The organism is Rhodoferax sp. WC2427 (genome assembly GCF_040822085.1).
Lineage (GTDB): Bacteria > Pseudomonadota > Gammaproteobacteria > Burkholderiales > Burkholderiaceae_C > Rhodoferax_B.
In genome coordinates, this window is record NZ_CP162006.1 from 666,586 (window position 1) to 687,814 (window position 21,229).

The window sequence follows — 21,229 nt, forward strand, 5'->3', positions numbered from 1 at the left end:
ATCTAACTTTGAAGGTAAAAAGATCATGGATCTCGGACTTAATGGCCAGCGCGCTCTGGTGACAGCGTCCACCGGCGGCATCGGGCGGGAGATCGCCCGAACACTGGCGCGTGAAGGCGCTACCGTCTACGTGAGTGGGCGGACTGCGCAAGCGGTAGATGCTGCTATCAATGACATACGTACGAGCGTATCCGGTGCCCACCTGGAAGGCATCGTGTCAAACAATGGCGATGCCCATGGCTGCGGCGAGACGATCGCCTTGCTACCCACTGTCGACATTCTCGTGAATAACCTCGGTATCTATGAAGCCGTTCCATTCACGGAGACGACCGATGCGCAGTGGCTGGAAACCTTCGACGTCAATGTAATGAGCGGTGTAAGGCTGAGCCGGCACTACATCCAGGGCATGTTGAAGCAGGGACGTGGCCGTATCGTTTTTCTGGCGAGTGAGGCCGCAATCGCACCGGCACCGGAATTGCCACACTACAGCGCATCAAAGGCTATGGAGCTTTCCGTCTCCCGTGTGCTGGCAGAACTGACCAAGGGGACTTCCGTTACGGTGAATGCCGTCGTACCGGGTTCGACTCGGACCGATGGGGTGCGTACGTTTGTTCAGGGTTTGTTTCCCGAGCTTCCGTATGAAGAGGCCGAGCGGCGTTTCGTTGCCGAAAACCGCAGCACGTCAATCATTGCTCGGCTCATTGATCCGGTCGAGGTGGCCGATCTGGTTGCGTTTGTCTGCAGTCAGAGAGCAAGTGCGATCAATGGTGCCGCATTGCGTGTGGACGGTGGAATCGTCCGATCCATCTACTAGACCGAACGTGACCCCGTCCATGCATAAACAGCCTTCTTACCAACAGCGACCGTATGTTCCATTGTTGGACCTCCTTGATCTCAGCGGTAAGACTGCCGTAGTGACAGGCGGGGCCGATGGCATCGGGCTTGCCATCGCACGCCGGTATGCCGAGGCGGGTGCCTGTGTAGTAGTGGGAGATCTCCAGCCCGGACGTATTGGAACCCTCGCAGACGAAGGCTTTGACGTGCGCTATCTGCGCACCGATGTGACCCGTGAGGTTGACCTCGAAGCCCTGATCGATACGGCCATTGGCGCGCATGGATCTGTTGATGTCTTTGTGAACAACGCCGGCATTTATCCGTTGCGGCCTATAGATGAAATCGATGAGGCTTTCTGGGATCGGATGTTTTCCGTCAACACCAAGGCCATGTTCTTTGGCGCGCGTGCTGCCGGGCGGCGGATGAGGGAGCAGGGGCGCGGTGGCGCGATCATCAACTTGTCGTCGATTTGCGCACATAAGCCTATGGCTAACCATTGTGCTTACGACGCCTCCAAAGGCGCAGTGATTGCGATGACGCGCAACCTTGCGATAGCGCTTGCACCCCACGATATCCGGGTGAATTCCATTTCTCCGGGCTTGACCGCTACACCGGGCAATCTCAAACCGGAGTTATTTCGGCAGTTGGAGGACAGCGGTGTGTTGAACAACATTCCCCTGCGCCGACAAGCTGAGCCCTACGAAATCGCCAACACGGCGCTCTTCCTGGCATCTCCCATGGCTAGCTATATGACCGGAACCGACCTGTTGGTCGACGGAGGCTGGTTTCTCCACGGCATCTAGTTATCCACATATTTCCACTCAACCCCAACCAAACACTCGAACACTATGAAAACCAAAGCCGCCGTCGCCTGGAAAGCAGGCGTCCCCCTGACCATCGAAACCGTGGACCTGGAAGGCCCCAAGTTCGGCGAAGTGCTGGTCGAGATCAAGGCCACCGGCATCTGCCACACCGACTACTACACCCTCAGCGGCGCCGACCCCGAAGGCATCTTCCCCGCCATCCTGGGCCATGAAGGCGCAGGCATCGTGGTCGACGTCGGCCCCGGTGTCACCACCCTCCAAAAGGGCGACCACGTCATCCCCCTGTACACCCCTGAATGCCGCCAGTGCAAGTTCTGCCTGAGCCGCAAGACCAACCTGTGCCAGCTCATCCGCGGCACCCAGGGCAAGGGCCTGATGCCCGACGCCACCAGCCGCTTCAGCCTGGATGGCCAACCCATCTTCCACTACATGGGCACCTCCACCTTCAGCAACTACACCGTGGCCCCCGAGATCAGCCTGGCCAAGATCCGCAAGGACGCCCCGTTTGACAAGGTCTGCTACATCGGCTGCGGCGTCACCACCGGCATCGGTGCCGTGCTGTTCACCGCCAAGGTCGAAGCCGGGGCCAACGTGGTCGTCTTCGGCCTGGGCGGCATCGGCCTGAACGTCATCCAGGGCGCCAAGATGGTGGGGGCCGACAAGATCATCGGCGTGGACATCAACCCCGAGCGCCAGGCCATGGCCCGCCAGTTCGGCATGACCCACTTCATCAACCCCAAAGAGGTCCCGAATGTGGTCGATGCCATCGTGCAATTGACCGACGGCGGCGCCGACTACAGCTTCGAGTGCATCGGCAACACCCAGGTGATGCGCCAGGCGCTGGAATGCACCCACAAGGGTTGGGGCCGCAGCATCATCATCGGCGTGGCCGAAGCCGGGGCAGAGATCAGCACCCGACCCTTCCAACTGGTGACCGGGCGCAAATGGGAAGGCTCGGCCTTTGGCGGCGCACGCGGGCGCACCGACGTGCCGAAGATCGTGGACTGGTACATGGAGGGCAAGATCAGCATCGACCCGCTGATCACCCACACCATGCCGTTGGAAGATATCAACAAGGGGTTTGATTTGATGAAAAGTGGTGAATCGATCCGGGGTGTGGTGCTGTTCTGATGGGATTGCCAACTACTCTTTCCGAGCACGGCTGTTTTGGTGGGGTGCAGGGCTTCTTTCAGCATGATTCGATCGAGATCGGTTTGCCGATGAAGTTCTCGGTCTACCTGCCGCCGCAGGCGACCGAAGGTCGCGTGCCTGCGCTACTCTATCTTGCTGGCCTAACCTGCAATGAAGAGACGTTCACCACTAAGGCTGGGGCGCAGCGCTTGGCGAGTGAGCTAGGTTTGGCATTGATTGCACCGGATACGAGCCCGCGTGGCCCAGAGCTGCAAGCATTGCCGGGAGCCAGCGATAGCTGGGAATTTGGCATCGGCGCGGGGTTTTACATCGACGCAACCCAACCACCCTGGTCCACGAACTGGCGAATGGAGAGCTACCTCGTTCATGAATTGCTGCCATTGTTGGTGCGAGCATTTCCAGTAGATGGCGACAGGATTGGACTTTTAGGGCATTCGATGGGCGGGCACGGGGCGTTGACCATAGGGCTCAAGTACCCCGGCCGGTTCAAGTCGTTGTCGGCGTTTGCGCCGATCTGCGCGCCGACGCAGTGCCCATGGGGTGAGAAAGCCTTCACCCAATACCTGGGCTCCGACCGCACATCGTGGCGGGCACATGACGCAACCGCCCTCATGCAGTTGCAATCTGAGCCGCCATATCCGCAAGGCATCCTGATCGACCAAGGACTGGCCGATAAATTCCTGGCAGACCAACTGCATCCTGATCTGTTTGAAGCGGCTTGTTTGGCCGTCAACCAGCCGCTCACACTGCGAAAGCACAACGGATATGACCACGGCTACTACTTCGTTCAAAGTTTTATCGCCGATCACCTGAAGCACCACTACCTCTCCCTGGCTGAAACGTGCACAGCCAATACCAATTCCCTTTAACCACCACTGAAAAATGACTATGCCTAAACTCTATGACTGCGATATCTCCGGTAGCTGCTACAAGATTCGCCTATTTCTGAATATTCTCGGCGTTGACTACGACGCTGTGAAAGTTGATTTTGTAAACAAGGAGCACAAGAACCCAAGCTATTTGGCACTCAACCCCTTCGGTGAAATTCCCATTTTTGAGGACGGAGACCTGCGCCTGCGGGACGCACAAGCTATCTTGATCTATATCGCAGGGAAATATGATCCATCGGGGTTGTGGTTTCCCAAAGACGCGAAAGCGCAAGGGCAGATTGCCCAATGGCTCTCTACGGGTGGCGGTGAAATCATGAACGCTGCCGGTGCGCGGTTGGTCAAGGTTCTGAATTACCCCATGGATCTCGAGAAACTTCATGCTGGCGCCAATCGCGTTTTCAAGATCATGGATGACCATCTTGCCAACCGCCAATTCCTGGAGTTGGGGCGCCCCACAATTGCCGATATTGCCTGCTTCCCATACACGGCACTGGCTGGTGAAGGCGGCATCGACCTGTCACCATACAAGAACGTCGTCGCCTGGATTGAGCGTATGAAGCATATTGAGGGCTTTGTTCCTATGCCGGGCATTCCAAGCGCTGCGTAAATTTAGTTCGTCCGTTCACGCAGGCTCCCAACGACAGACCAAGTTGAGTCTGTATTTGGGAGTTCTCCTGCAACGGGATTTCTAGAGGAATCAGCGCTTCAGCGGTAGCCGCCATATCTCATAGCGCTCCTCACCACTTTTTACCGCTCCAGCGAAGTGTTGGTTCAAGGCACTGGAGGTAAAGAATAGATCGCCGTTTGGGCCGATGGCCGGTGTATCGGGCCAGAAAACTCCATCGTCAGCGGCCAGCAACGACATCTTCCCTGTGCCGGGTTGGTATTGCACGATTCCATTGCGGCTGACGTCGGTGATGAACAGATTGCCACGTGCGTTGGCGACGATGCCATCGGTATTGCCTCCCACAGCGCCTAGGTTCACGATCTTGGTGGAGATCTGGGCGTCGCTCGCGTTTGGCTGGCGCAGCACAGCGGTGGAGACTGCATACGCATGGGTGCCGGTGGTCACCGTCCAATACAGCCTATCGCCAGTGGGTGACAGCGCGATGCCATTGATACCAATCAACAAGGGTTGGCCCGGCCAGACTTCGGCTCCGTGGGACATGACCTGCACGCCGGCCTCGACCTGCAGGCTGGGGTGGCGGTCCAGCACCCGACGGACCTTGCCGGAATCAAAATTGACCACGATCAAACCGACCTGGTTGTGCGGGGCGCTGCGCATGCCGCTGTCGGCGATGTATGCCACGCGCCGGCGTTCATCCACGGCAATGTCGTTGAGAAAGCTGCCTGAGCGGTCGGCAACGCTATCCAACGGAAATCGCTTTACGGTTCGGCCTGACGCCAGATCAAGCACCAGCACCTTTTGGCCACCTTTTGGGGCCTCGGCCTCGCCGGCGACAAAGCCCATGTCCAGTGCCCATAGCCAACCATTGCGGTGGTCTACATAAAAGCCAAGCACGTTGCGCAGGCTCAGCTCTGGCGGACCGTCCACGGCATTGCTCTGCGTCGATGGAAATGCCGTGAGCTGAGCGGGTCCTTGCTTGATGGCGGTGTTCAGCCGGCTGAGTGTTGCGGGCGCGCCTGGTGCCACCAGGCGCGGCGTGCTGACATAGGCCGTGCCGCGGGAGTCGAAGTGCAAACCGGCAATCGGCGCGTTGACCGAGGCGGCGAAAGGGGCGGGTATGTTGCCATCTTTGGGTACTTCCCATGTGACCCCGGCATAGGAGCGCCAGCGTTCGAGTTGCAGGCCTTCCGACGCGTGGGTGGCCTGGGATGCGAGTAAGGAGGCCACGGTGAGAGCGGCGGCGCGGGTGAAGTGATGAAGCATGTTGCGGCTGGATAAGTAAAACACAGACGCCACGATATTCGGATTAAATAAATAGATAAAGTGGCATGGAGTGCATAGACTCTGCACTATGGGGAAACAATAGGTTTAATTCCATGGACCGCTTTGATACTTTTCGCTTGTTCATCCGATTGATTGAACTGGGCAGCTTTTCGGCCGCCGCTGCCGAGCGGGGCATCTCACCATCCGCTGCCAGCAAGGCCATCAATCAGTTGGAGGCGTCACTGGGAGCGAGGCTGGTACATCGGACTACGCGCCGCGTATCGCTGACCGAAGCTGGCACGCGCTATATCGAGCGAGCGCGCGCTGTATTGCTCGACGTCGAGGAAGCGGATGCCGAAGCCGCCGGCTTATCTACCGCCGCATCGGGCCGGCTGCGTTTGAATGTACCGATGGCACTAGGCTTGGCCGATCTGGGGGAGGCCCTCACCGACTTCGTGGCGGCCCACCCTCAGGTGGATCTGGATGTGGAATTGGGCGACCGGCATATTGATTTACGGGCCGATGGTTTTGACCTTGGTTTGCGTGCCACCACCGACCCCAAGGACTCCAGCTACACCGCACAACGTATCGCTGCATTTGCTCTGCACGTGTGCGCTACCCCCGCCTATCTTGCGCACCACGGCCATCCGGCATCACCGGACGAACTGGCACATCACGCCTGTTTTGCATATGCCTACGCTTCGGCGGGGGCCCGATGGCCTTTGCGTTGGGAGGGTCAAACGCATATTGCGCTTGCGCCGCGCATGCGCGCGAACAATACGCAGTTTTTAAAACGCCTGGTCATGGCGAACCTGGGTATCGCAGTGTTGCCTAGCTTTGTTGCTCAGCCAGAGATCGACACGGGGGCGCTGGTAGCACTATTCACTAACGTGGAGCGTCCACCGCTGGTGCTGTATGCCATGTACCCTGAGCGGCGTCTGACACCGCACAAGGTCGCGGTCTGTGTGGCATTTTTGAAAGACTGGTTTGCGACACGGCAGCGTGCCTGGTAGTGTCGCAGCCGATCAGAAATTGACAATGGCCGCGCTGTGCTTAGGCCTCATGATCCTTTGGCCCAGTGTTCAAGCGACTCACGCCGCACCATTAAGTTATGAAAATACCAAGGACTTGCGTGAGCAGGTCCTTTTGCATTGGGGGACGGGCGGTTAGCCATGAAAATCTCGGTCCAATGCCGCTTCCCTGGAGGCAACATACCGGAGGCACCGAGGCCGTCGTTCAGTTCGGTGGCCCCCTTCTGGGTACCTGACAATGCCTCGGCCGGCGATCTGGTAATTTTGTTGATTAGGGTTGCGCGCTTGCTTTGACAGGGTTGAGGACAAAGTCGTAATCCAAGGTGTAAAACGGCCGGTCTACCAAAGAACCATCGGGAGCGGTTCCGGCTTCGTGTCGGACCCAGTCCGCAATCAAGGTAGACCGGACTCCAAATACGGCGTCGGAATCAAGATACCTATCCTGGTCCCGGAAAACGTGGGTGATCAACCGTTCAAAGCCGTGTGCTACCAGCATGAAATGCAGGTGGGCCGGACGCCAGGGGTGGCGTCCAAGTGCTTCCAGCATTTTCCCGACTGGACCATCATGGGGAATGGGATAGGGCTGCGCCAGGATAGATCGGAAGTGGTAGCCGCCATGCGCATCGCTGATGAATCGCCCCCTGGCCCGGTGCTCATGGTGACCGCTTTCTGTTCGAGGAAGCTGGACATCGTAGTGCCCGTCCTCATCCGATTGCCAGACATCCATGGAAACCCCGGCCAGTGCAATTCCTTGTGGATCGGTGATTTTTCCCTGTACAAAGCAAGGCTCTCCACCGGCTCCATTCGCCATATCTGCCCCAAGGGGGTAGGTGGGAGCATCTTCGACAAAAAAGGGACCAAAAACGGTGGCCTCGGTGCAGCCTTCTGGTTTGATGTTGTTTTGCGCGGTGACCAAGGTCGAGAGTCCCAATACATCCGATAGAAGAATGAACTCTTGTCGGACGTCGTCGGTGATGTGGCCTGTGGCGGTCAGGAACTGGATCCCTTTAAACCACTCGTCCTCGGTGAGGTTAATTTCCCTTGCGAAAGAATGAAGGTGCTGTACCAGGCTGGTCATGACCTGTCGAAAGCGTTCATCCTTGCAGTTGGTGATGGATGCCAGGACGGCTTGCGTGATGGTGTCTTCGTTGATGTTGCGCATGGGTTTTGTCTCCATTGGGGCGTGTACATTTGGGCAGACAATACGTTACTACTGCGCCTTATGGAAAAAAATGCTCTATAGTGAAATGAGTTTTCCGCTGGATGGGGTAATAGACCATGGACCGTTGGGCCCAAATCGAATTTTTTGTACAAGTCGCTGAACTGGGAAGTTTGTCGCGCGCTGCGGAAAAGCTGGGTATGTCCAATGCGGCCGCAAGCCGCACGCTGCAAGCCCTGGAAGAACGTCTTGGCGCCCGCTTGGTGGAGCGGACGACGCGGCGTTTATGGCTTACCGAGGTGGGAACAGCCTTTCATCGCCGTTGTGTGGCCATGATGGCTGACATGGCCGAAGCCGAGGCGGTGGTGCAAGAAACCAGCTTACAGCCCAGCGGAGTGTTGCGCGTGACCAGTTCTGTGTCATTTGCGATGATGCATATCGCACCAGGTTTGCCCGAATTTAGTGACCGCTTCCCACAGTTGGCAGTGCAAATCGTAGCGGCAAATCGGTATCCGGACTTTATTGAAGCGGGCATCGATGTGGCCATTCGCACGCGCGAGTATGAAGGCGACTCCGGGATTACGGTCCGCCGTCTCGCGCATACCCGCCGTGTTCTTGCCGCGTCTCCTGGTTACTTGACGGAAAACGGGGTGCCCAAGACCCCGGAAGATTTGAAGCTCCACCGCTTGCTTGTCTACAACCTTGCCAATGACCCTTACGTGCTGCACTTCAGCCGCGGCGACGAAAAGAGAAGCACGCCCATTACAAGCATCTTGGATTCGAATGAAGGCCAAGTAATCTGCGCGGCGGGTCTCGCAGGGCTCGGGTTGGTCATCCAGCCGCTCTACATCATCTACGATGAAATTGTGGCCGGTCGGTTGGTGCCAGTGCTGACCGACTGGGAGCTCCCTTCCTTGACGATTAATTTCGCGTACCAAAGCAGGCGCCACCAACCGGCCAAGATTCGGGTCTTCACAGAGTTCTTTCTGAAGCGGTTTGAAGACCAGGAACTTGGCAAGAAGTGGTCTTCTTCGTTCCGCTAGCCCACGGCGCGTAAGGCCTCTGGCACAGGCTAAGGCCATTCGCGCCGCAAGGCACTTTGTCGCGACCACCAACGCGGTGGGACGCCACCGCCTCGTCGCAGGACGGTCGAAAATTCGGACACCGATTTCCAGGTAGAAGTGGCCGGTTAATTATTCCATTTACTGGAAAAGATATTTCCTATATCACTCTTTTTTGCCGCTGGGTGTGAATATATAGTTGCCTCCAAGGTCGGTCATAAAAGCCGAAAGTCAGGAGACACGGAACCCGCTTCCGAGAAAAATGGAAAACCGAATGATTCAAGTTGTGTTGATGCCAAACGCTGGGGCAGACCATGATTAAACACATAGTCATGTGGAATGTTCGTGGCGAAACCGCCCAGGAGCGAGACGAATCGGCGCTGTTTGTCAAATCGCGATTTGAGGCCTTGGCCGGATTGATACCGGGAATGCGCTGCCTGGAGGTCGGTGTGGATGTGAGTGGCGTCGACTACGCGTGCCACGTCGTTCTCTATTCTGAATTTGAGACCCAGCAAGCCCTGGATGCCTACGCTTCGCACCCTGAGCACCTGCGCATCCGCCAAGAACTCGGCGACATCCGCATCACTCGCCACCAAGTTGACTACATCCCACAGGGGGTCTGACGATGCAAGACTTTGTTTTCATGGCCCAGCCTTCACGGGTGGTTTTCGCCAGGGGGAGTCTGGGACTTCTGGCCAACGAGGTGAAGGCCCTGGGCGCCCGTCGCGCTTTGGTGCTGTGCACACCGCAACAACGCGAGCAAGCGCAGCGGGCGAGCGATTTGCTCGGCGAGATGGGCGCGGGGATCTTTGACGGCGCGCAAATGCATGTGCCGATTGAAGTGGCTCGCAGGGCCCGTGAATATGCCAAAACGATTGATGCTGATTGCGCGGTGGCTTTGGGTGGTGGATCCACCATTGGTCTGGGAAAGGCCATTGCGCTGGAGTCTTCGCTGCCGATCATTGCCATACCCACCACCTACGCTGGTTCCGAGATGACGCCGATTTATGGCCTCACCGAAGCTGGCGCGAAGAAAACCGGGCGCGATATCCGAGTGCTTCCAAAGACCGTGCTGTATGACCCTGAACTCAGCACCAGCCTGCCTGTTGGGATGTCGGTTGTCAGCGGGATCAATGCCATTGCGCATGCTGCAGAAGGCCTGTATGCCAAAGATGGAAATCCGGTGATGTCATTGATGGCAGAAGAGGGCATTCGAGCCTTGGCTGGCGGGCTGAAGGGTATCGTTTCGAGCGCTTTCGATAGCGACGCACGCAGCGAATGCCTGTATGGCACCTGGTTGTGCGGATCGGTGCTGGGGCATGTGGGAATGGCCCTGCACCACAAGCTGTGCCATGTTCTGGGGGGGAGTTTCAACCTGCCCCATGCCGAAACACACACCATCGTCTTGCCCCACGCGCTGGCTTACAACGCAGAGGCTGCGCCAGATGCGATGAGACGTATCGCCAGGGCCCTGGGCGTCCCGAGCGCCCCTGAAGGGGTGTTCGATCTGACGAAGCAATTGGGTGCGCCCTTGGCGCTGCGAGATATTGGGCTGAAAGAGACGGATCTGGAGTCGGTCTGCCGGATCTCCATGTCCAACCCTTACTGGAATCCAAGGCCACTCGAAGAAGTGGCGCTGATGAAGCTCCTTCGCAACGCCTGGAGCGGTCAACGGCCCGCCACCTGAACCCAGGTAAAGGCTGGTCTAAGTGCATGCAGCGGGTAACACCCGCCAATTTTTGATTCAAAGAGGAGACAGACATGGGCAAGTTTATTGGAGACGGAACCACATTCGGGGTGGCATGCCTGGGTATCACCCATCCCCACACATCAGGCCGGGTCAGGGCCCTTCAGCGGCTGCCAAATGCCACCATGCTGGGGGCTTACGACGACAGTCCCCTGCTCAAGCCTTTTACCCAGGCGATGGGCATCGAAGCGCGCAGCAAGCAGGAAATTCTGGATGACCCGAATGTCCACGCTGTCTATGTGCACTCCAAAAGCAACAAGATGGCGGACTTGTCCATTGAGGCCCTAGAGGCGGGGAAAGCCGTCCTCTGCGAAAAACCCGCAGGACGCAACTCCGCAGATGCCCGGCGAATTGTCGAAGCAGTCAATCGCACCGACGGCATCTTGCAAGTGGGCTATTGCTGGCGTTTCTCTCCTGCAGTGGACGCCATGCAGCACGCACTGCAAACGGGTCGCCTGGGTAAGGTGCTGCAGGTGCGTGCGCATGGGGGCTGTTCGCATGACGAGGCCGACACCAACCATATGAAGCAACCCGAGGACATCGGCGGGGCGATGTTCGTCATTTCTTGCCATTTGTTCGATCGTGTCATCCACCACTTTGGCATGCCCCTTTCGGTGAATGCCCGGATCACCAAGTTTGCAGGCGCCATGGGACCCACCTCGCGGGAAGACGCGGCGGGCGCGGTTCTGAACTATGCCGACAAAATTGTCGTCGTGGACTTCTTTTCATGGGATCCACTACCTTGGCTGGAAACCTGGGACATCACGGCCTATGGCACCGAAGGGGTCATGCAGTCCTGCCCATCGCCCTCCAGCTATCGGATCTACGACAAAGGTAACCGGGGTATTCCCGAGGGCTGGACGGAGTGGAATGAAACCAGCTTCCCCATCAATTGGGCATCCAAGAAAACCGTGTACTCGCCCGAGCTGGCGGAAATCGGCAACCCGGTGTTCTTTGACCGAGAACTCGCCGCATTCAACCAATCTGTGCGCCATGGCGTACCGGTTGTCATCCCCGCGACGCAAGCGCTCAACATCAGCACACTGATCGAAGCCTTGTTTGCATCTTCTAAAAACTCTGGTGCAGAGGTATTGCTGTGAACAAAACCAACCCCGAACTACTTGCCGCCTATTGGACGCTGGCCGGTGATGTCTATCCCGGTGCGCCTACCGAGGTCAGCTCGTTTTCGCTACAGGAACGCGCTGCGGCTGCCTCTAAAGCAGGCTATACCGGGATGGGCATTGTCCATGCCGATCTGATGGCCAACGCCGCAAAGATGGGTTTTCCCGGAATCAAGGCGGTACTGGCGGACAACGGCATCAAACATGTGGAAGTCGAGTTTTTGTCCGATTGGTTCGTCGACCCAGCCGACCCGCGGCGCAAGGTGTCGGACCAGGTGCGCCGTGAACTATTCGAAGCCGCAGCCGCTTTGGGTGCCCGGAATTTCAAAATTTCGCCAGCTCTTTTTGAGGAGACACCTCCCGATGTTCCTCTGCTGCAACATGAGTTTGCACGCCTATGCGAAGAGGCGCGGCAAGTCGGAACCGACATCGTCATGGAGATGATGCCATTCACCAACGTGAAGACGATCGACACCGCGATGGCCATCATTGCTGGAGCCGATCAGTCCAACGGTGGACTCTTGCTGGACATCTGGCACCTGGAGCGCGGTGGCATGCATTGCAGTGAAATCTCCAAGATTCCCGCCCGATTCTTGAAAGCCATTGAACTCGATGATGCCAACAAGGAAGTGGTCGGAACGCTTTTCGAGGACACGCGCTTCAGCCGCCAACTTTGCGGCGAAGGAAGTTTCGACCTCGCTGGTTTCATCAAGGCCGTCCTTGCTGCGGGGTTTAACGCGCCTTACTACGGTGTGGAAATTATTTCTGAAACCTTTCGCAAACTACCGCTGGAAGTGATGGCACGCACTTCTTACGAAAGCACCATGCGGCAGTTCAAAAACCTGTCCATCTAATTTATACCCTGGAGACCATCAAAATGATTCGAGTTGCTGTACTTGGTGCGGGTCGCATCGGACAAATCCATGCGGCCAACGTTGCCGCCAGCCCCCGCGCGAAGCTGATCGCAGTGGTGGACCCCGTGGAGGCTGCAGCCGATGCCTTGGCTGCAAGACTGAACTGTGAAGCATCCACGAACGCCGAAGCGACCATCGCGCGCTCCGACGTCGATGCCATCGTGATCGGCACACCATCCGATACCCATGCTTACCTCATGCTGCTGGCGGCTCGGGCAGGCAAAGCGGTGCTGTGCGAGAAACCAGTAGACAACGACCTGGTCAAGGTCGATGCCGCGATCGCAGAACTCAACCAGTTGAATGCCAAGGTCATGATGGCCTTCAATCGCCGCTTCGATCCCAGCAACATCGAATTGCGCAAAGCCATGGATGCAGGACAGATTGGCGATGTCCGCCAAGTCATCATCACTAGCCGGGACCCAGGCTTGCCTCCCCGTGACTATGTCGCGCATTCCGGCGGTATTTTCCGTGACATGGCCATCCATGACTTCGACATGGCTCGTTTTCTCTTGGCCGAGGAGCCGGTCGAGGTATACGCCAAGGCCAGCCGCATCGTCAACAAGGCGCTGATGGAAGAGTTCAACGACTACGACACGTTGATGGTGGTCATGCAGACGGCTTCTGGCAAGCAATGCCACATCAATTGCTGCCGCGAGGCGGTCTATGGCTACGACCAGCGCTTTGAAATTCTCGGCTCCACAGGGATGCTGATGAACGACAACCTTCGGCCCAGCACCGTTCGCCGCTACAACGCGACCGAGACAGAGGCATTGCCGCCACTGTTGAATTTCTTCCTGCAACGCTATACCGATGCCTATCGCAACGAGTTGGATGCATTCCTGAAAGCGCTGCAAGACGGTACGCCGATGCCCACAACACCTTGGGATGGTCGGCAGGCGCTGCGCCTTGCCGAGGCGGCGATGGAGTCGGTGGCCAGCGGCCGCGCGGTCCAGGTCTAGACCCGCACTGAACCTTTTTCCGAATTACGCCCCGGGGGACGGCCCGGGGCGGGGAGACACCTGTCCCGTCCATAGCCATTACATCAAAACCATTTGGAGACACGTATGAAAGTCAATCGCAAAATCGTCGTCGCTGCCGTCTTGGCTGCAGCCAGTTCCGCCTCGATGGCGCAACTCGTCGGCGTAAGCTGGTCCAATTTCCGTGAGGAACGCTGGACCACCGACGAAAAGGCCATCAAGGACCAGTTGGCCAAACTGGGTGCCACCTATGTGGCGGCCGATGCTGCAGCATCGCCCGAAAAGCAACTGGCTGACATTGATGGCCTTATCAGCAAAGGTGCCAAAGTACTGATGATCCTGGCCCAGGACAAGGATGCCATTGCTCCGGCACTGGCCAAGGCCAAAGCCCGCGGTATCCCAGTCATTGCCTATGACCGCTTGTTTGAATCGCCTGAGGTCTTCTATATTTCCTTTGACAACAAGGAAGTGGGCCGTTTGCAGGCTCGGGCCATCTATGCCGTCAAGCCCAAGGGCAACTACGCCATGATCAAGGGCGCTTCCACCGATCCGAACGCCAACTTGCTGCGCGAAGGCCAGCAGGAAGTATTGGCCGAGGCCATCAAGAAGGGCGATGTCAAGATCGTTGGCGAAGAATACACCGACGATTGGAAGCCAGAAGCCGCCCAGAAAAACATGGAGCAGATCTTGACCAAGGCCGGTGGCAAAGTCGATGCGGTGGTCTCGTCCAATGACGGCATGGCAGGGGGTGTGGTGGCAGCATTGTCGGCACGCGGCTTGACCGGTGTTCCTGTGTCTGGCCAGGACGGCGACCATGCTGCTCTGAATCGCGTGGCACTGGGAACGCAGACCGTATCCGTATGGAAGGATTCGCGTGAGCTGGGTCGCGAAGCTGCAACCGTAGCAGTGTCCCTGGCCAAGGGACAGCCAGTCCAAGGCGCTTCGGTCTTCAACGGTGGCGAGAAGAAGGTCAGCATGAACTCCATCCTGCTCAAGCCCCAACCCATCACCAAGGACAAGCTGGACCTGGTCATCAAGGGTGGCTGGATCAGCAAGGACGTCGCATGCAAGGGCGTTGACAAGGCCACGGGGCCTGCCGCCTGCAAGTAACTAAGGAATTGCCTTGGCTGATGGCCTCGTGATTCGGATTGCGAACGCCATCAGCCACTTTCCATCTCTAACCAAATTGAGGCATCCAAATGCGATCCCTTCGCGAAAAACTACAAATCAGTACGCTTGATCTGCGGCTGCTCATCATGGCAGGCGTCTTGGTCGTCATGGCCGTGTCATTCCACGCGGTCACTGGCATATTTCTTACGCCAGAAAATCTCTACAACATTGCCCAGCAATCCGCGGTGGTTGGCATTGTTGCGGCGGCCGTCGGGCTGGTCATCGTCTCCAGGCAGATCGATCTATCGGTGGGATCCGTTATGGCGACGGTAGGCGTGGCCATGGCATTCCTGATGTACAGCAAAGGGTGGCACTGGGTGCCAGCGAGCCTGATTGGCTTGCTCTTGTCGTTGGCGATCTATTTGTACCAGGGGTGGCTTACCGCTTATCTCGGTGTGGCATCGTTTGTTGTGACCCTGGGCGGACTGGTCTCTTTTCGTGGCATCGCCTTTTTGTTTTCCGACGGACGCACCCAGCCCATCACGGACCCAACTTTTTTGCTGATCGGTGGTGGACTGGATGGTGCGATTGGCGCCACGGCCAGTTGGGTCGTAGGTTTGCTTGCTAGCGGTTTGATTATTTGGAACATGCTTCAGCGTCGTAGAGCCTCCGCAAAGCACGGACTTGCCACCCGCCCCTTTGTGGTGGAGTTTGCAATCGCAGCTTTCTTCGTAGTGGTGATATTGGGCTTTGTTGCGGTAATGTGTGCTTATCAGATCCCTAGCAAGAAGGCCCCACAAGGTATTCCCAACCCGGTCCTGATCTGGGCCATCGTGGTGGCGCTCATTGCGTTCATCATCAACCGAACGTCTTTCGGTCGCTATATCTACGCCATCGGCGGAAATCCTGAAGCGGCGACCTTGGTGGGCATCCCCGTCAAGTGGGTCACGCTCAAAACATTCTTACTGCTGGGCGTGATGACAACCATCGCGGCCATGGTGGCGATCTCCCGGCTCAACGCGGGAACGGCTTCCCTGGGAACCGGTATGGAGCTCTATGCCATTGCGGCGGCGGTGATCGGCGGCGTCGCACTGGCTGGAGGCAGCGGCACGGTGCTGGGTACTGTGCTGGGGGCACTCATCATCCAGTTTTTGGAAAGTGGCTTGCTGCTGCTCGACGTGGGTGTTGGTCAGCGGTTGGTCATCATCGGACAAGTGCTGATCGTCGCCGTCGTCTTTGATGTGGTCTATCGTCGTGCAACCGGAGAGCGTCTGTCATGAGCCAAACTATCCTTAACCCTTTGGTCGACATCATCAATGTCAGCAAAGCATTTGGCGGCGTACATGCTGTCGAGCGCGTGAGCGTCAAACTGTACCCGGGCGAAGTGGTGGCTCTGCTGGGCCATAACGGGGCGGGCAAATCCACCTTGATGAAAATGTTGGCGGGTGCTTACCCTATCGACAGCGGAGAAATATGCATCAATGGTGAAAAGGCCAGCATCGAGAGCCCGTCCGATTCGCAAAACCTGGGTGTTGAAACCATCTACCAGACGCTTGCGTTGGCGGACAATCTGGACAGCGTAGCCAATTTGTTTCTCGGTCGGGAGCTGAAAACCCGGTGGGGAACCCTCGACGACTACGCGATGGAAAAGGCGGCGCGTGAAGTCTTCCAGCAGCTCAATCCCAACTTCAAGAACATCCGGGTGCCCGTACGTTCGCTTTCCGGCGGACAACGCCAGGTTGTGGCCATTTCCCGCGCCATCTACTTCAAGGCGAAGGCCTTGGTGATGGATGAGCCTTGCGCTGCACTGGGGCCGGAAGAGACCCGCATGGTCCATGAACTGGTGCGCAAGCTCAAGGCCAACGGCGTCGGCATTTTCTTGATTTCCCATGACATGCCGGATGTGTTTGGATTATCCGATCGACTGTGCGTGATGAAAAATGGCAAGACGGTAGGCACCTACCGAACTGCCGATGTCACCGAAGACGAGGTACTGGGGATGATCATTGCGGGCAAGAAAGTGACACGCGTTGCTGAAACGCATGAAGCCGCTTAAACAATCTCGTATGCGGGCGCCTTCTCGGCGGCGATTTCAACCGTCCCATCAAAGGGCATCGTCGCCACAAATTTGATGACCGGCGTGCCAGCCAGTGACCATGCTCCGTACAGAAAGGCTTGCCAGCCTCGGGCACTTGCCAACTTTGGAGCTGGTCACCGTGCCTAGGGGATTTATCGGATTCGTCGCTCTCTTTGTGGATAGCGGAATAGCCTGATCCACCTGTCGGGCCAATAATGGGGTTCAGGTGGTGCATATGCGGGAAAAGCGGTTTTCATGGTGGGTCCGCAGCCGGATGCTATGGGCTGCCGTGGTCTTGGTCTTGCTGGTCTTGGCAGGGTTGTGGGTTGCCCGGGAAATGCAGACTTCTGCCTATCAGGCCCGTTTTTTTGCCGCACTGGCGCGCAAGGCTAGTTTTGACATGGCGGCCGGTCCCAGCCCGTCTATCCGCTTTCCCCAGCGCGCGCCGTATGACGACCGTCTGGGCTATTCGCAGTTGCCGGTGTTTTTGCAGCGCCTGCAGGCCCGTGATTTCAAGGTGGTTGCACAGGCGCGAATGTCCCCCACCATGGCCCAGATCGTCGACGCAGGCTATTTCGCGCCCTATGCGGAAAAGACCCAGGCCGGCCTGTGTGTCTTTGACCGCGACAGCCAACGCCTGTTCCAGGAGCGCTATCCGCAGCGGGTGTTTACGCGATTTGACGACATTCCGCCCCTGCTGGTGTCAAGCCTGCTGTATATCGAAAACCGGGAGCTGCTGGACCCGCAGCAGCCGCTGCGTAACCCCGCAGTGGAATGGGACCGGCTGGCCAACGCAGTGCTGAGCAGGGCCAAGGCCAGCCTGGCGGGTGACAGCCGTTCGCCCGGTGGCAGCACGCTGGCCACGCAGATCGAAAAATACCGCCATTCGGCCGAGGGTCGGACCTCGTCGGCCTACGAAAAACTGCAGCAAATGGTGTCGGCCGCCTTGCGTGCCTACCAGCTGGGCGAGGACACCAGCGCGGCACGGCGCCAGATCGTGCTGGCCTATATCAACACCATGCCGCTATCGGCCAAGGCCGGTTTTGGCGAAGTGCATGGGCTGGGTGACGGGCTGTGGGCCTGGTATGGGCGCGATTTCCAGGACGTGGGTGCCATTTTGGGCCCGCTGGGCGCCGAAGGGGCCGCGCCGCGGGACGATGGGACTGCCCAGGCACTGCTGTACAAGCAGGCCCTGAGTCTGCTGATCTCGCAACGCCGACCGTCCTATTATTTGGATACCGACGAGGCCGAACTGGAGCACTTGACGAATAGCCACCTGAACCTGTTGGGCCACGCTGGCGTGATCCCACCGGCCTTGCGCGATACGGCGCTGCGGGTGAAGCTGCAGCGGCGGTCCAACAAGCTGCCTGCTGCCACCGTGTCATTTGTGGCGCAGAAAGCGGCCAATACCGTGCGCACGCATTTGGCTGGGCTGTTGGGTGGCTACCGTTTGTACGACCTTGATCGGCTGGACCTCAGCGTGGTGAGCACGCTGGACGCGCCGGTACAGGCCGCGGTCACCCGCCTGCTGCGCGACATGCGCGATCCCGCCCATGTCAAGGCGGCCGGGCTGTCTGCCAAGCAACTGCTGGCGCGTGGCGACCCGGCCAAGGTGGTGTACAGCTTCACACTGTATGAACGCGGCACCGATGCCAACACCATGCGGGTCCAAACCGACAATTTCGACCAGCCGTTGAATATCAACGAAGGCATCAAGCTCGACCTGGGGTCTACCGCCAAGCTGCGCACGCTGGTGACCTATCTGGACATCATGGACAAGCTGCACCAGCAGCTGTCGCCGCTGGATGCCGCGCAATTGCGTGCGCTGGCCATCGACCGCCAGGATGTGTTGTCGCGCTGGGCCGCCGACTACCTGGCCACGGCTGCCGATAAAAGTCTGGGCGCGATGCTGGAGGCGGCGCTGGAGCGGCGTTACTCCGCCAGCCCCGGCGAGGGCTTTATGACGGGCGGTGGGTTGCACCACTTTGTGAACTTCAATGCGGATGACAACGGCCGGGTGCTGTCGGTGCGCGATGGCCTGCGCAATTCGGTGAACCTGGTGTTCATCCGGTTGATGCGCGATGTCGTGCGCCACTACATGTTCCTGACCCCGGGCTCCTCGGCCAAGCTGCTGCAGGATGCCGACGACCCGCGCCGCGCCGCCTACCTGGCGCGTTTTGCCGACCACGAGGGCCAGGTTTTCATGCGCCGCTTCCTGGTCAAATACCAGGGCAAAACCGCCCAGGAGGCGCAGGAGCTGCTCTTGGGCAACGTGCGGCCCACCGCCTCGCGGCTGGCGGCCATCCACCGCACACTTTTCCCGGCGGCCCCACTGGCGCAGTTCACCGCCTGGGTGCAGGACCATTTGCCGGACGGTACCGACCCGGCCGGGTCCAGGCTGGCCAGGCTGTATGCGCAGTACGCACCGGAGCGCATGTCGCTGGCCGACCGGGGCTACCTGGCGGGAGTGCATCCGCTGGAGCTGTGGCTGGTCGGCTACCTGCAAGCCCATCCGGGCGCGGGCCAGACCCAGGTGATGCAGGCCAGTGTGGCGGAGCGCCAGGCGGTCTATGCCTGGCTCTTGTCCACCCACCGCAAGCAGGCGCAGGACAAGCGGATTCTGGGCTTGCTCGAAGGCGAGGGTTTTCTGGAAATCCAGCGGCAATGGGCCCAGATGGGCTATCCCTTCGGCACGCTGGTGCCCTCGTACGCAACCGCGCTGGGCGCCTCGGCCGACCGCCCGGCGGCGCTGGCCGAAATGATGGGCATCCTGGTCAACGATGGGCTGCGCAAGCCCAGCACGCGCATCCAGTCACTGCATTTTGCGGCCGCCACACCGTACGACACCCTGCTGCAGTACCAGCCCACCCGGGCCGAGCGCGTGCTGGCGCCCGAGGTTGCACAGGCCGTGCGCGGCGCCATCCGGCGGGTGGTAGAGGACGGTACCGCCAAGCGGGTGAACCAGGCTTTTGTGCGTGCCGATGGCCACGTTCTGCCGGTCGGCGGCAAGACCGGCACCGGTGACCAGCGCTACGACACCTATGGCCCGGGCGGGCGGCTGATCCAGTCGCGGGTGGTCAACCGTTCGGCGACCTTCGTCTTCCATATCGACGAGCGCTTCTTCGGCACGCTCATCGCCTACGTGCCGGGCGCGCAGGCGGCCGACTACGATTTCACCAGCGCCTTGCCGGTGCAATTGTTGAAGCTGCTGGCGCCGCAGTTGATGCCCATGCTGGCCCGCGCCAATGCGCCCGTAGCCCCGCCACCCTGACCCGCATCGCCGCGAAATGGCACCCTACAATGCCTGCTCGCCTGAAGTTCGGCGCGTCTGCATGGAAAGATTCCTATGATTTTTGTGACCGGTGGCGCTGGCTACATTGGCTCCCACACCTGTGTTGAACTGCTCAACGCGGGCCTGGACGTCACGGTGTTCGACAACTTTTGCAACAGCCAGCCCGAGTCGCTGGCGCGGGTGGAGCGCATCACGGGCAAGAAGCCCCGGCTGATCGAGGGCGACATCCGCGATGTGGCGGCGCTGACGGTGGCGCTGCAGTCCAGCGGGGCCACGGCCGTCATCCACTGCGCGGGCCTGAAAGCCGTGGGCGAGTCGGTGGCGCAGCCGCTGCGCTATTACGACAACAACGTGGTGGGCACGCTGCGCCTGCTGGAGGCCATGGGCGCGTGCGGCGTGAAGACGCTGGTGTTCAGCTCGTCGGCCACGGTGTACGGCGACCCGCAGCGCCTGCCGCTCACCGAAGACCACCCGCTCTCCGCCACCAACCCCTATGGGCGCAGCAAGCTGATGGTGGAAGACCTGCTGCGCGACCTGCACCGCAGCGATGCGTCGTGGCGCATCGGCATCCTGCGCTACTTCAACCCGGTGGGTGCGCACGAAAGTGGCCTGATTGGCGAAGACCCGCGCGGCACGCCCAACAACCTGCTGCCGTTTGTGGCCCAGGTGGCCGTGGGGCAGCGGGCCTTTTTGAATGTGTGGGGCGACGACTACGCCACCGCCGACGGCACCGGCGTGCGCGACTACATCCACGTGGTCGACCTGGCCGTGGGCCACCTCAAGGCGCTGGAACGGCTGCAGGCCGTGCCCGACTTTTTGACGGTCAACCTGGGCACCGGCATCGGCTACAGCGTGCTGGACATGGTGCGCGCCTTTGAAAAAGCCAGCGGCAAACCCGTGCCCTACCAGGTCGCGCCTCGGCGCCCCGGCGACATTGCCGCCTGCTACGCCGAGCCCACTGCCGCCCTGGAGCTGCTGGGCTGGCGCGCCGAGCGCGGGCTGGATGCCATGTGCGCCGATGCCTGGCGCTGGCAGAGCACCAACCCCACCGGGTTCAGCGCGGCGGGCTGATCTGCCTGTGCGATTTTGGAATATCTAAACAGTATTTCGTCGCAGGTGTTTTTGGCTGTTAGTGCTTATGAAATGAGC

General features: G+C 59.1%; 19 protein-coding genes. 17 read left to right on the top strand and 2 right to left on the bottom strand.

Translation table 11 applies throughout. The annotated features are described in order from the left end of the window. The first annotated feature begins 25 nt into the window (after positions 1–25). From AB3G31_RS03185 to AB3G31_RS03205, 5 genes are read left to right on the top strand one after another with little or no spacing between them, the layout of a single operon-like run. Entirely contained in the window at positions 26–814 is a 789-nt protein-coding gene (locus AB3G31_RS03185; RefSeq protein WP_367848771.1) for an SDR family NAD(P)-dependent oxidoreductase, read from the top strand. Positions 815–833: 19 nt separating this feature from the next. Continuing rightward, positions 834–1,637 carry an SDR family NAD(P)-dependent oxidoreductase gene (locus AB3G31_RS03190; protein WP_367848772.1) on the top strand — a complete coding sequence of 268 codons (804 nt, stop codon included), beginning with the start codon at positions 834–836 and terminating at the stop codon, positions 1,635–1,637. Positions 1,638–1,682: 45 nt separating this feature from the next. Continuing rightward, complete coding sequence (locus AB3G31_RS03195; RefSeq protein ID WP_367848773.1) at positions 1,683–2,789, top strand: S-(hydroxymethyl)glutathione dehydrogenase/class III alcohol dehydrogenase; 1,107 nt, start codon at positions 1,683–1,685, stop codon at positions 2,787–2,789. Beyond that, positions 2,789–3,679, top strand: a complete 891-nt coding sequence (fghA, locus tag AB3G31_RS03200; protein ID WP_367848774.1) for an S-formylglutathione hydrolase — start codon at positions 2,789–2,791, stop codon at positions 3,677–3,679. Before AB3G31_RS03195 ends, fghA begins: the two co-directional genes overlap by 1 nt. A gap of 19 nt (positions 3,680–3,698) precedes the next feature. Beyond that, the gene (locus tag AB3G31_RS03205) at positions 3,699–4,307 is read left to right on the top strand and encodes a glutathione S-transferase family protein (protein WP_367848775.1); all 609 of its coding nucleotides are present in this window, start codon (positions 3,699–3,701) and stop codon (positions 4,305–4,307) included. A 90-nt stretch (positions 4,308–4,397) separates the two neighbouring features. On the opposite strand, the gene AB3G31_RS03210 is transcribed toward AB3G31_RS03205, so the two are convergent. Beyond that, positions 4,398–5,591: an L-dopachrome tautomerase-related protein gene (locus tag AB3G31_RS03210; protein ID WP_367850279.1), complete on the bottom strand. Its 1,194-nt coding sequence runs from the start codon at positions 5,589–5,591 to the stop codon at positions 4,398–4,400. A 113-nt stretch (positions 5,592–5,704) separates the two neighbouring features. On the opposite strand from AB3G31_RS03210, the gene AB3G31_RS03215 reads away from it, so the two are divergent. After that, a complete protein-coding gene (locus AB3G31_RS03215; protein WP_367848776.1) occupies positions 5,705–6,604 on the top strand; it encodes a LysR family transcriptional regulator in 900 nt (299 codons plus the stop codon). A gap of 289 nt (positions 6,605–6,893) precedes the next feature. On the opposite strand, the gene AB3G31_RS03220 is transcribed toward AB3G31_RS03215, so the two are convergent. Then, a complete protein-coding gene (locus tag AB3G31_RS03220; RefSeq protein WP_367848777.1) occupies positions 6,894–7,784 on the bottom strand; it encodes an intradiol ring-cleavage dioxygenase in 891 nt (296 codons plus the stop codon). A gap of 116 nt (positions 7,785–7,900) precedes the next feature. Here AB3G31_RS03220 and AB3G31_RS03225 point away from each other — a divergent pair, with 116 nt between their 5' ends. From AB3G31_RS03225 to galE, 11 genes are all read left to right on the top strand, one after another. After that, complete coding sequence (locus AB3G31_RS03225) at positions 7,901–8,824, top strand: LysR family transcriptional regulator (protein WP_367848778.1); 924 nt, start codon at positions 7,901–7,903, stop codon at positions 8,822–8,824. Positions 8,825–9,156: 332 nt separating this feature from the next. Then, positions 9,157–9,465 (top strand): Dabb family protein, encoded by a 309-nt coding sequence (locus AB3G31_RS03230; RefSeq protein WP_367848779.1) that lies wholly within the window; start codon positions 9,157–9,159, stop codon positions 9,463–9,465. Positions 9,466–9,467: 2 nt separating this feature from the next. Then, a complete protein-coding gene (locus tag AB3G31_RS03235) occupies positions 9,468–10,529 on the top strand; it encodes a maleylacetate reductase (RefSeq protein WP_367848780.1) in 1,062 nt (353 codons plus the stop codon). A gap of 74 nt (positions 10,530–10,603) precedes the next feature. Continuing rightward, on the top strand, positions 10,604–11,689 hold the full coding sequence (locus AB3G31_RS03240; RefSeq protein WP_367848781.1) for a Gfo/Idh/MocA family protein: 1,086 nt from the start codon (positions 10,604–10,606) through the stop codon (positions 11,687–11,689). Next, positions 11,686–12,564 (top strand): sugar phosphate isomerase/epimerase family protein, encoded by an 879-nt coding sequence (locus AB3G31_RS03245; protein ID WP_367848782.1) that lies wholly within the window; start codon positions 11,686–11,688, stop codon positions 12,562–12,564. Before AB3G31_RS03240 ends, AB3G31_RS03245 begins: the two co-directional genes overlap by 4 nt. A 23-nt stretch (positions 12,565–12,587) precedes the next feature. Continuing rightward, on the top strand, positions 12,588–13,583 hold the full coding sequence (gene iolG / locus AB3G31_RS03250; RefSeq protein ID WP_367848783.1) for an inositol 2-dehydrogenase: 996 nt from the start codon (positions 12,588–12,590) through the stop codon (positions 13,581–13,583). A 165-nt stretch (positions 13,584–13,748) separates the two neighbouring features. Beyond that, on the top strand, positions 13,749–14,711 hold the full coding sequence (gene xylF / locus AB3G31_RS03255; protein ID WP_367850280.1) for a D-xylose ABC transporter substrate-binding protein: 963 nt from the start codon (positions 13,749–13,751) through the stop codon (positions 14,709–14,711). A gap of 89 nt (positions 14,712–14,800) precedes the next feature. Further along, positions 14,801–15,991 carry a sugar ABC transporter permease gene (locus AB3G31_RS03260; RefSeq protein WP_367848784.1) on the top strand — a complete coding sequence of 397 codons (1,191 nt, stop codon included), beginning with the start codon at positions 14,801–14,803 and terminating at the stop codon, positions 15,989–15,991. Then, positions 15,988–16,767 carry an ATP-binding cassette domain-containing protein gene (locus AB3G31_RS03265; RefSeq protein ID WP_367848785.1) on the top strand — a complete coding sequence of 260 codons (780 nt, stop codon included), beginning with the start codon at positions 15,988–15,990 and terminating at the stop codon, positions 16,765–16,767. The genes AB3G31_RS03260 and AB3G31_RS03265 overlap by 4 nt, the downstream gene beginning before the upstream one ends. Positions 16,768–17,023: 256 nt before the next feature. Then, complete coding sequence (locus AB3G31_RS03270; protein WP_367848786.1) at positions 17,024–20,059, top strand: transglycosylase domain-containing protein; 3,036 nt, start codon at positions 17,024–17,026, stop codon at positions 20,057–20,059. A gap of 75 nt (positions 20,060–20,134) precedes the next feature. Then, the gene (gene galE, locus AB3G31_RS03275; RefSeq protein ID WP_367848787.1) at positions 20,135–21,151 is read left to right on the top strand and encodes a UDP-glucose 4-epimerase GalE; all 1,017 of its coding nucleotides are present in this window, start codon (positions 20,135–20,137) and stop codon (positions 21,149–21,151) included. Positions 21,152–21,229 lie beyond the last annotated feature (78 nt).

What these genes read in the sequence shown, in the direction of transcription:
- AB3G31_RS03270 (WP_367848786.1), top strand. Translation starts at nt 17,024, where the DNA reads ATGCGGGAAAAGCGGTTTTCATGGTGGGTCCGCAGCCGGATGCTATGG.
- AB3G31_RS03220 (WP_367848777.1), bottom strand. Translation starts at nt 7,784, where the DNA reads ATGCGCAACATCAACGAAGACACCATCACGCAAGCCGTCCTGGCATCC.
- AB3G31_RS03210 (WP_367850279.1), bottom strand. Translation starts at nt 5,591, where the DNA reads ATGCTTCATCACTTCACCCGCGCCGCCGCTCTCACCGTGGCCTCCTTA.
- AB3G31_RS03230 (WP_367848779.1), top strand. Translation starts at nt 9,157, where the DNA reads ATGATTAAACACATAGTCATGTGGAATGTTCGTGGCGAAACCGCCCAG.
- xylF (WP_367850280.1), top strand. Translation starts at nt 13,749, where the DNA reads ATGGCGCAACTCGTCGGCGTAAGCTGGTCCAATTTCCGTGAGGAACGC.
- AB3G31_RS03235 (WP_367848780.1), top strand. Translation starts at nt 9,468, where the DNA reads ATGCAAGACTTTGTTTTCATGGCCCAGCCTTCACGGGTGGTTTTCGCC.
- AB3G31_RS03195 (WP_367848773.1), top strand. Translation starts at nt 1,683, where the DNA reads ATGAAAACCAAAGCCGCCGTCGCCTGGAAAGCAGGCGTCCCCCTGACC.
- AB3G31_RS03190 (WP_367848772.1), top strand. Translation starts at nt 834, where the DNA reads ATGCATAAACAGCCTTCTTACCAACAGCGACCGTATGTTCCATTGTTG.
- fghA (WP_367848774.1), top strand. Translation starts at nt 2,789, where the DNA reads ATGGGATTGCCAACTACTCTTTCCGAGCACGGCTGTTTTGGTGGGGTG.
- galE (WP_367848787.1), top strand. Translation starts at nt 20,135, where the DNA reads ATGATTTTTGTGACCGGTGGCGCTGGCTACATTGGCTCCCACACCTGT.
- AB3G31_RS03185 (WP_367848771.1), top strand. Translation starts at nt 26, where the DNA reads ATGGATCTCGGACTTAATGGCCAGCGCGCTCTGGTGACAGCGTCCACC.
- AB3G31_RS03225 (WP_367848778.1), top strand. Translation starts at nt 7,901, where the DNA reads ATGGACCGTTGGGCCCAAATCGAATTTTTTGTACAAGTCGCTGAACTG.
- AB3G31_RS03240 (WP_367848781.1), top strand. Translation starts at nt 10,604, where the DNA reads ATGGGCAAGTTTATTGGAGACGGAACCACATTCGGGGTGGCATGCCTG.
- iolG (WP_367848783.1), top strand. Translation starts at nt 12,588, where the DNA reads ATGATTCGAGTTGCTGTACTTGGTGCGGGTCGCATCGGACAAATCCAT.
- AB3G31_RS03265 (WP_367848785.1), top strand. Translation starts at nt 15,988, where the DNA reads ATGAGCCAAACTATCCTTAACCCTTTGGTCGACATCATCAATGTCAGC.
- AB3G31_RS03260 (WP_367848784.1), top strand. Translation starts at nt 14,801, where the DNA reads ATGCGATCCCTTCGCGAAAAACTACAAATCAGTACGCTTGATCTGCGG.
- AB3G31_RS03215 (WP_367848776.1), top strand. Translation starts at nt 5,705, where the DNA reads ATGGACCGCTTTGATACTTTTCGCTTGTTCATCCGATTGATTGAACTG.
- AB3G31_RS03205 (WP_367848775.1), top strand. Translation starts at nt 3,699, where the DNA reads ATGCCTAAACTCTATGACTGCGATATCTCCGGTAGCTGCTACAAGATT.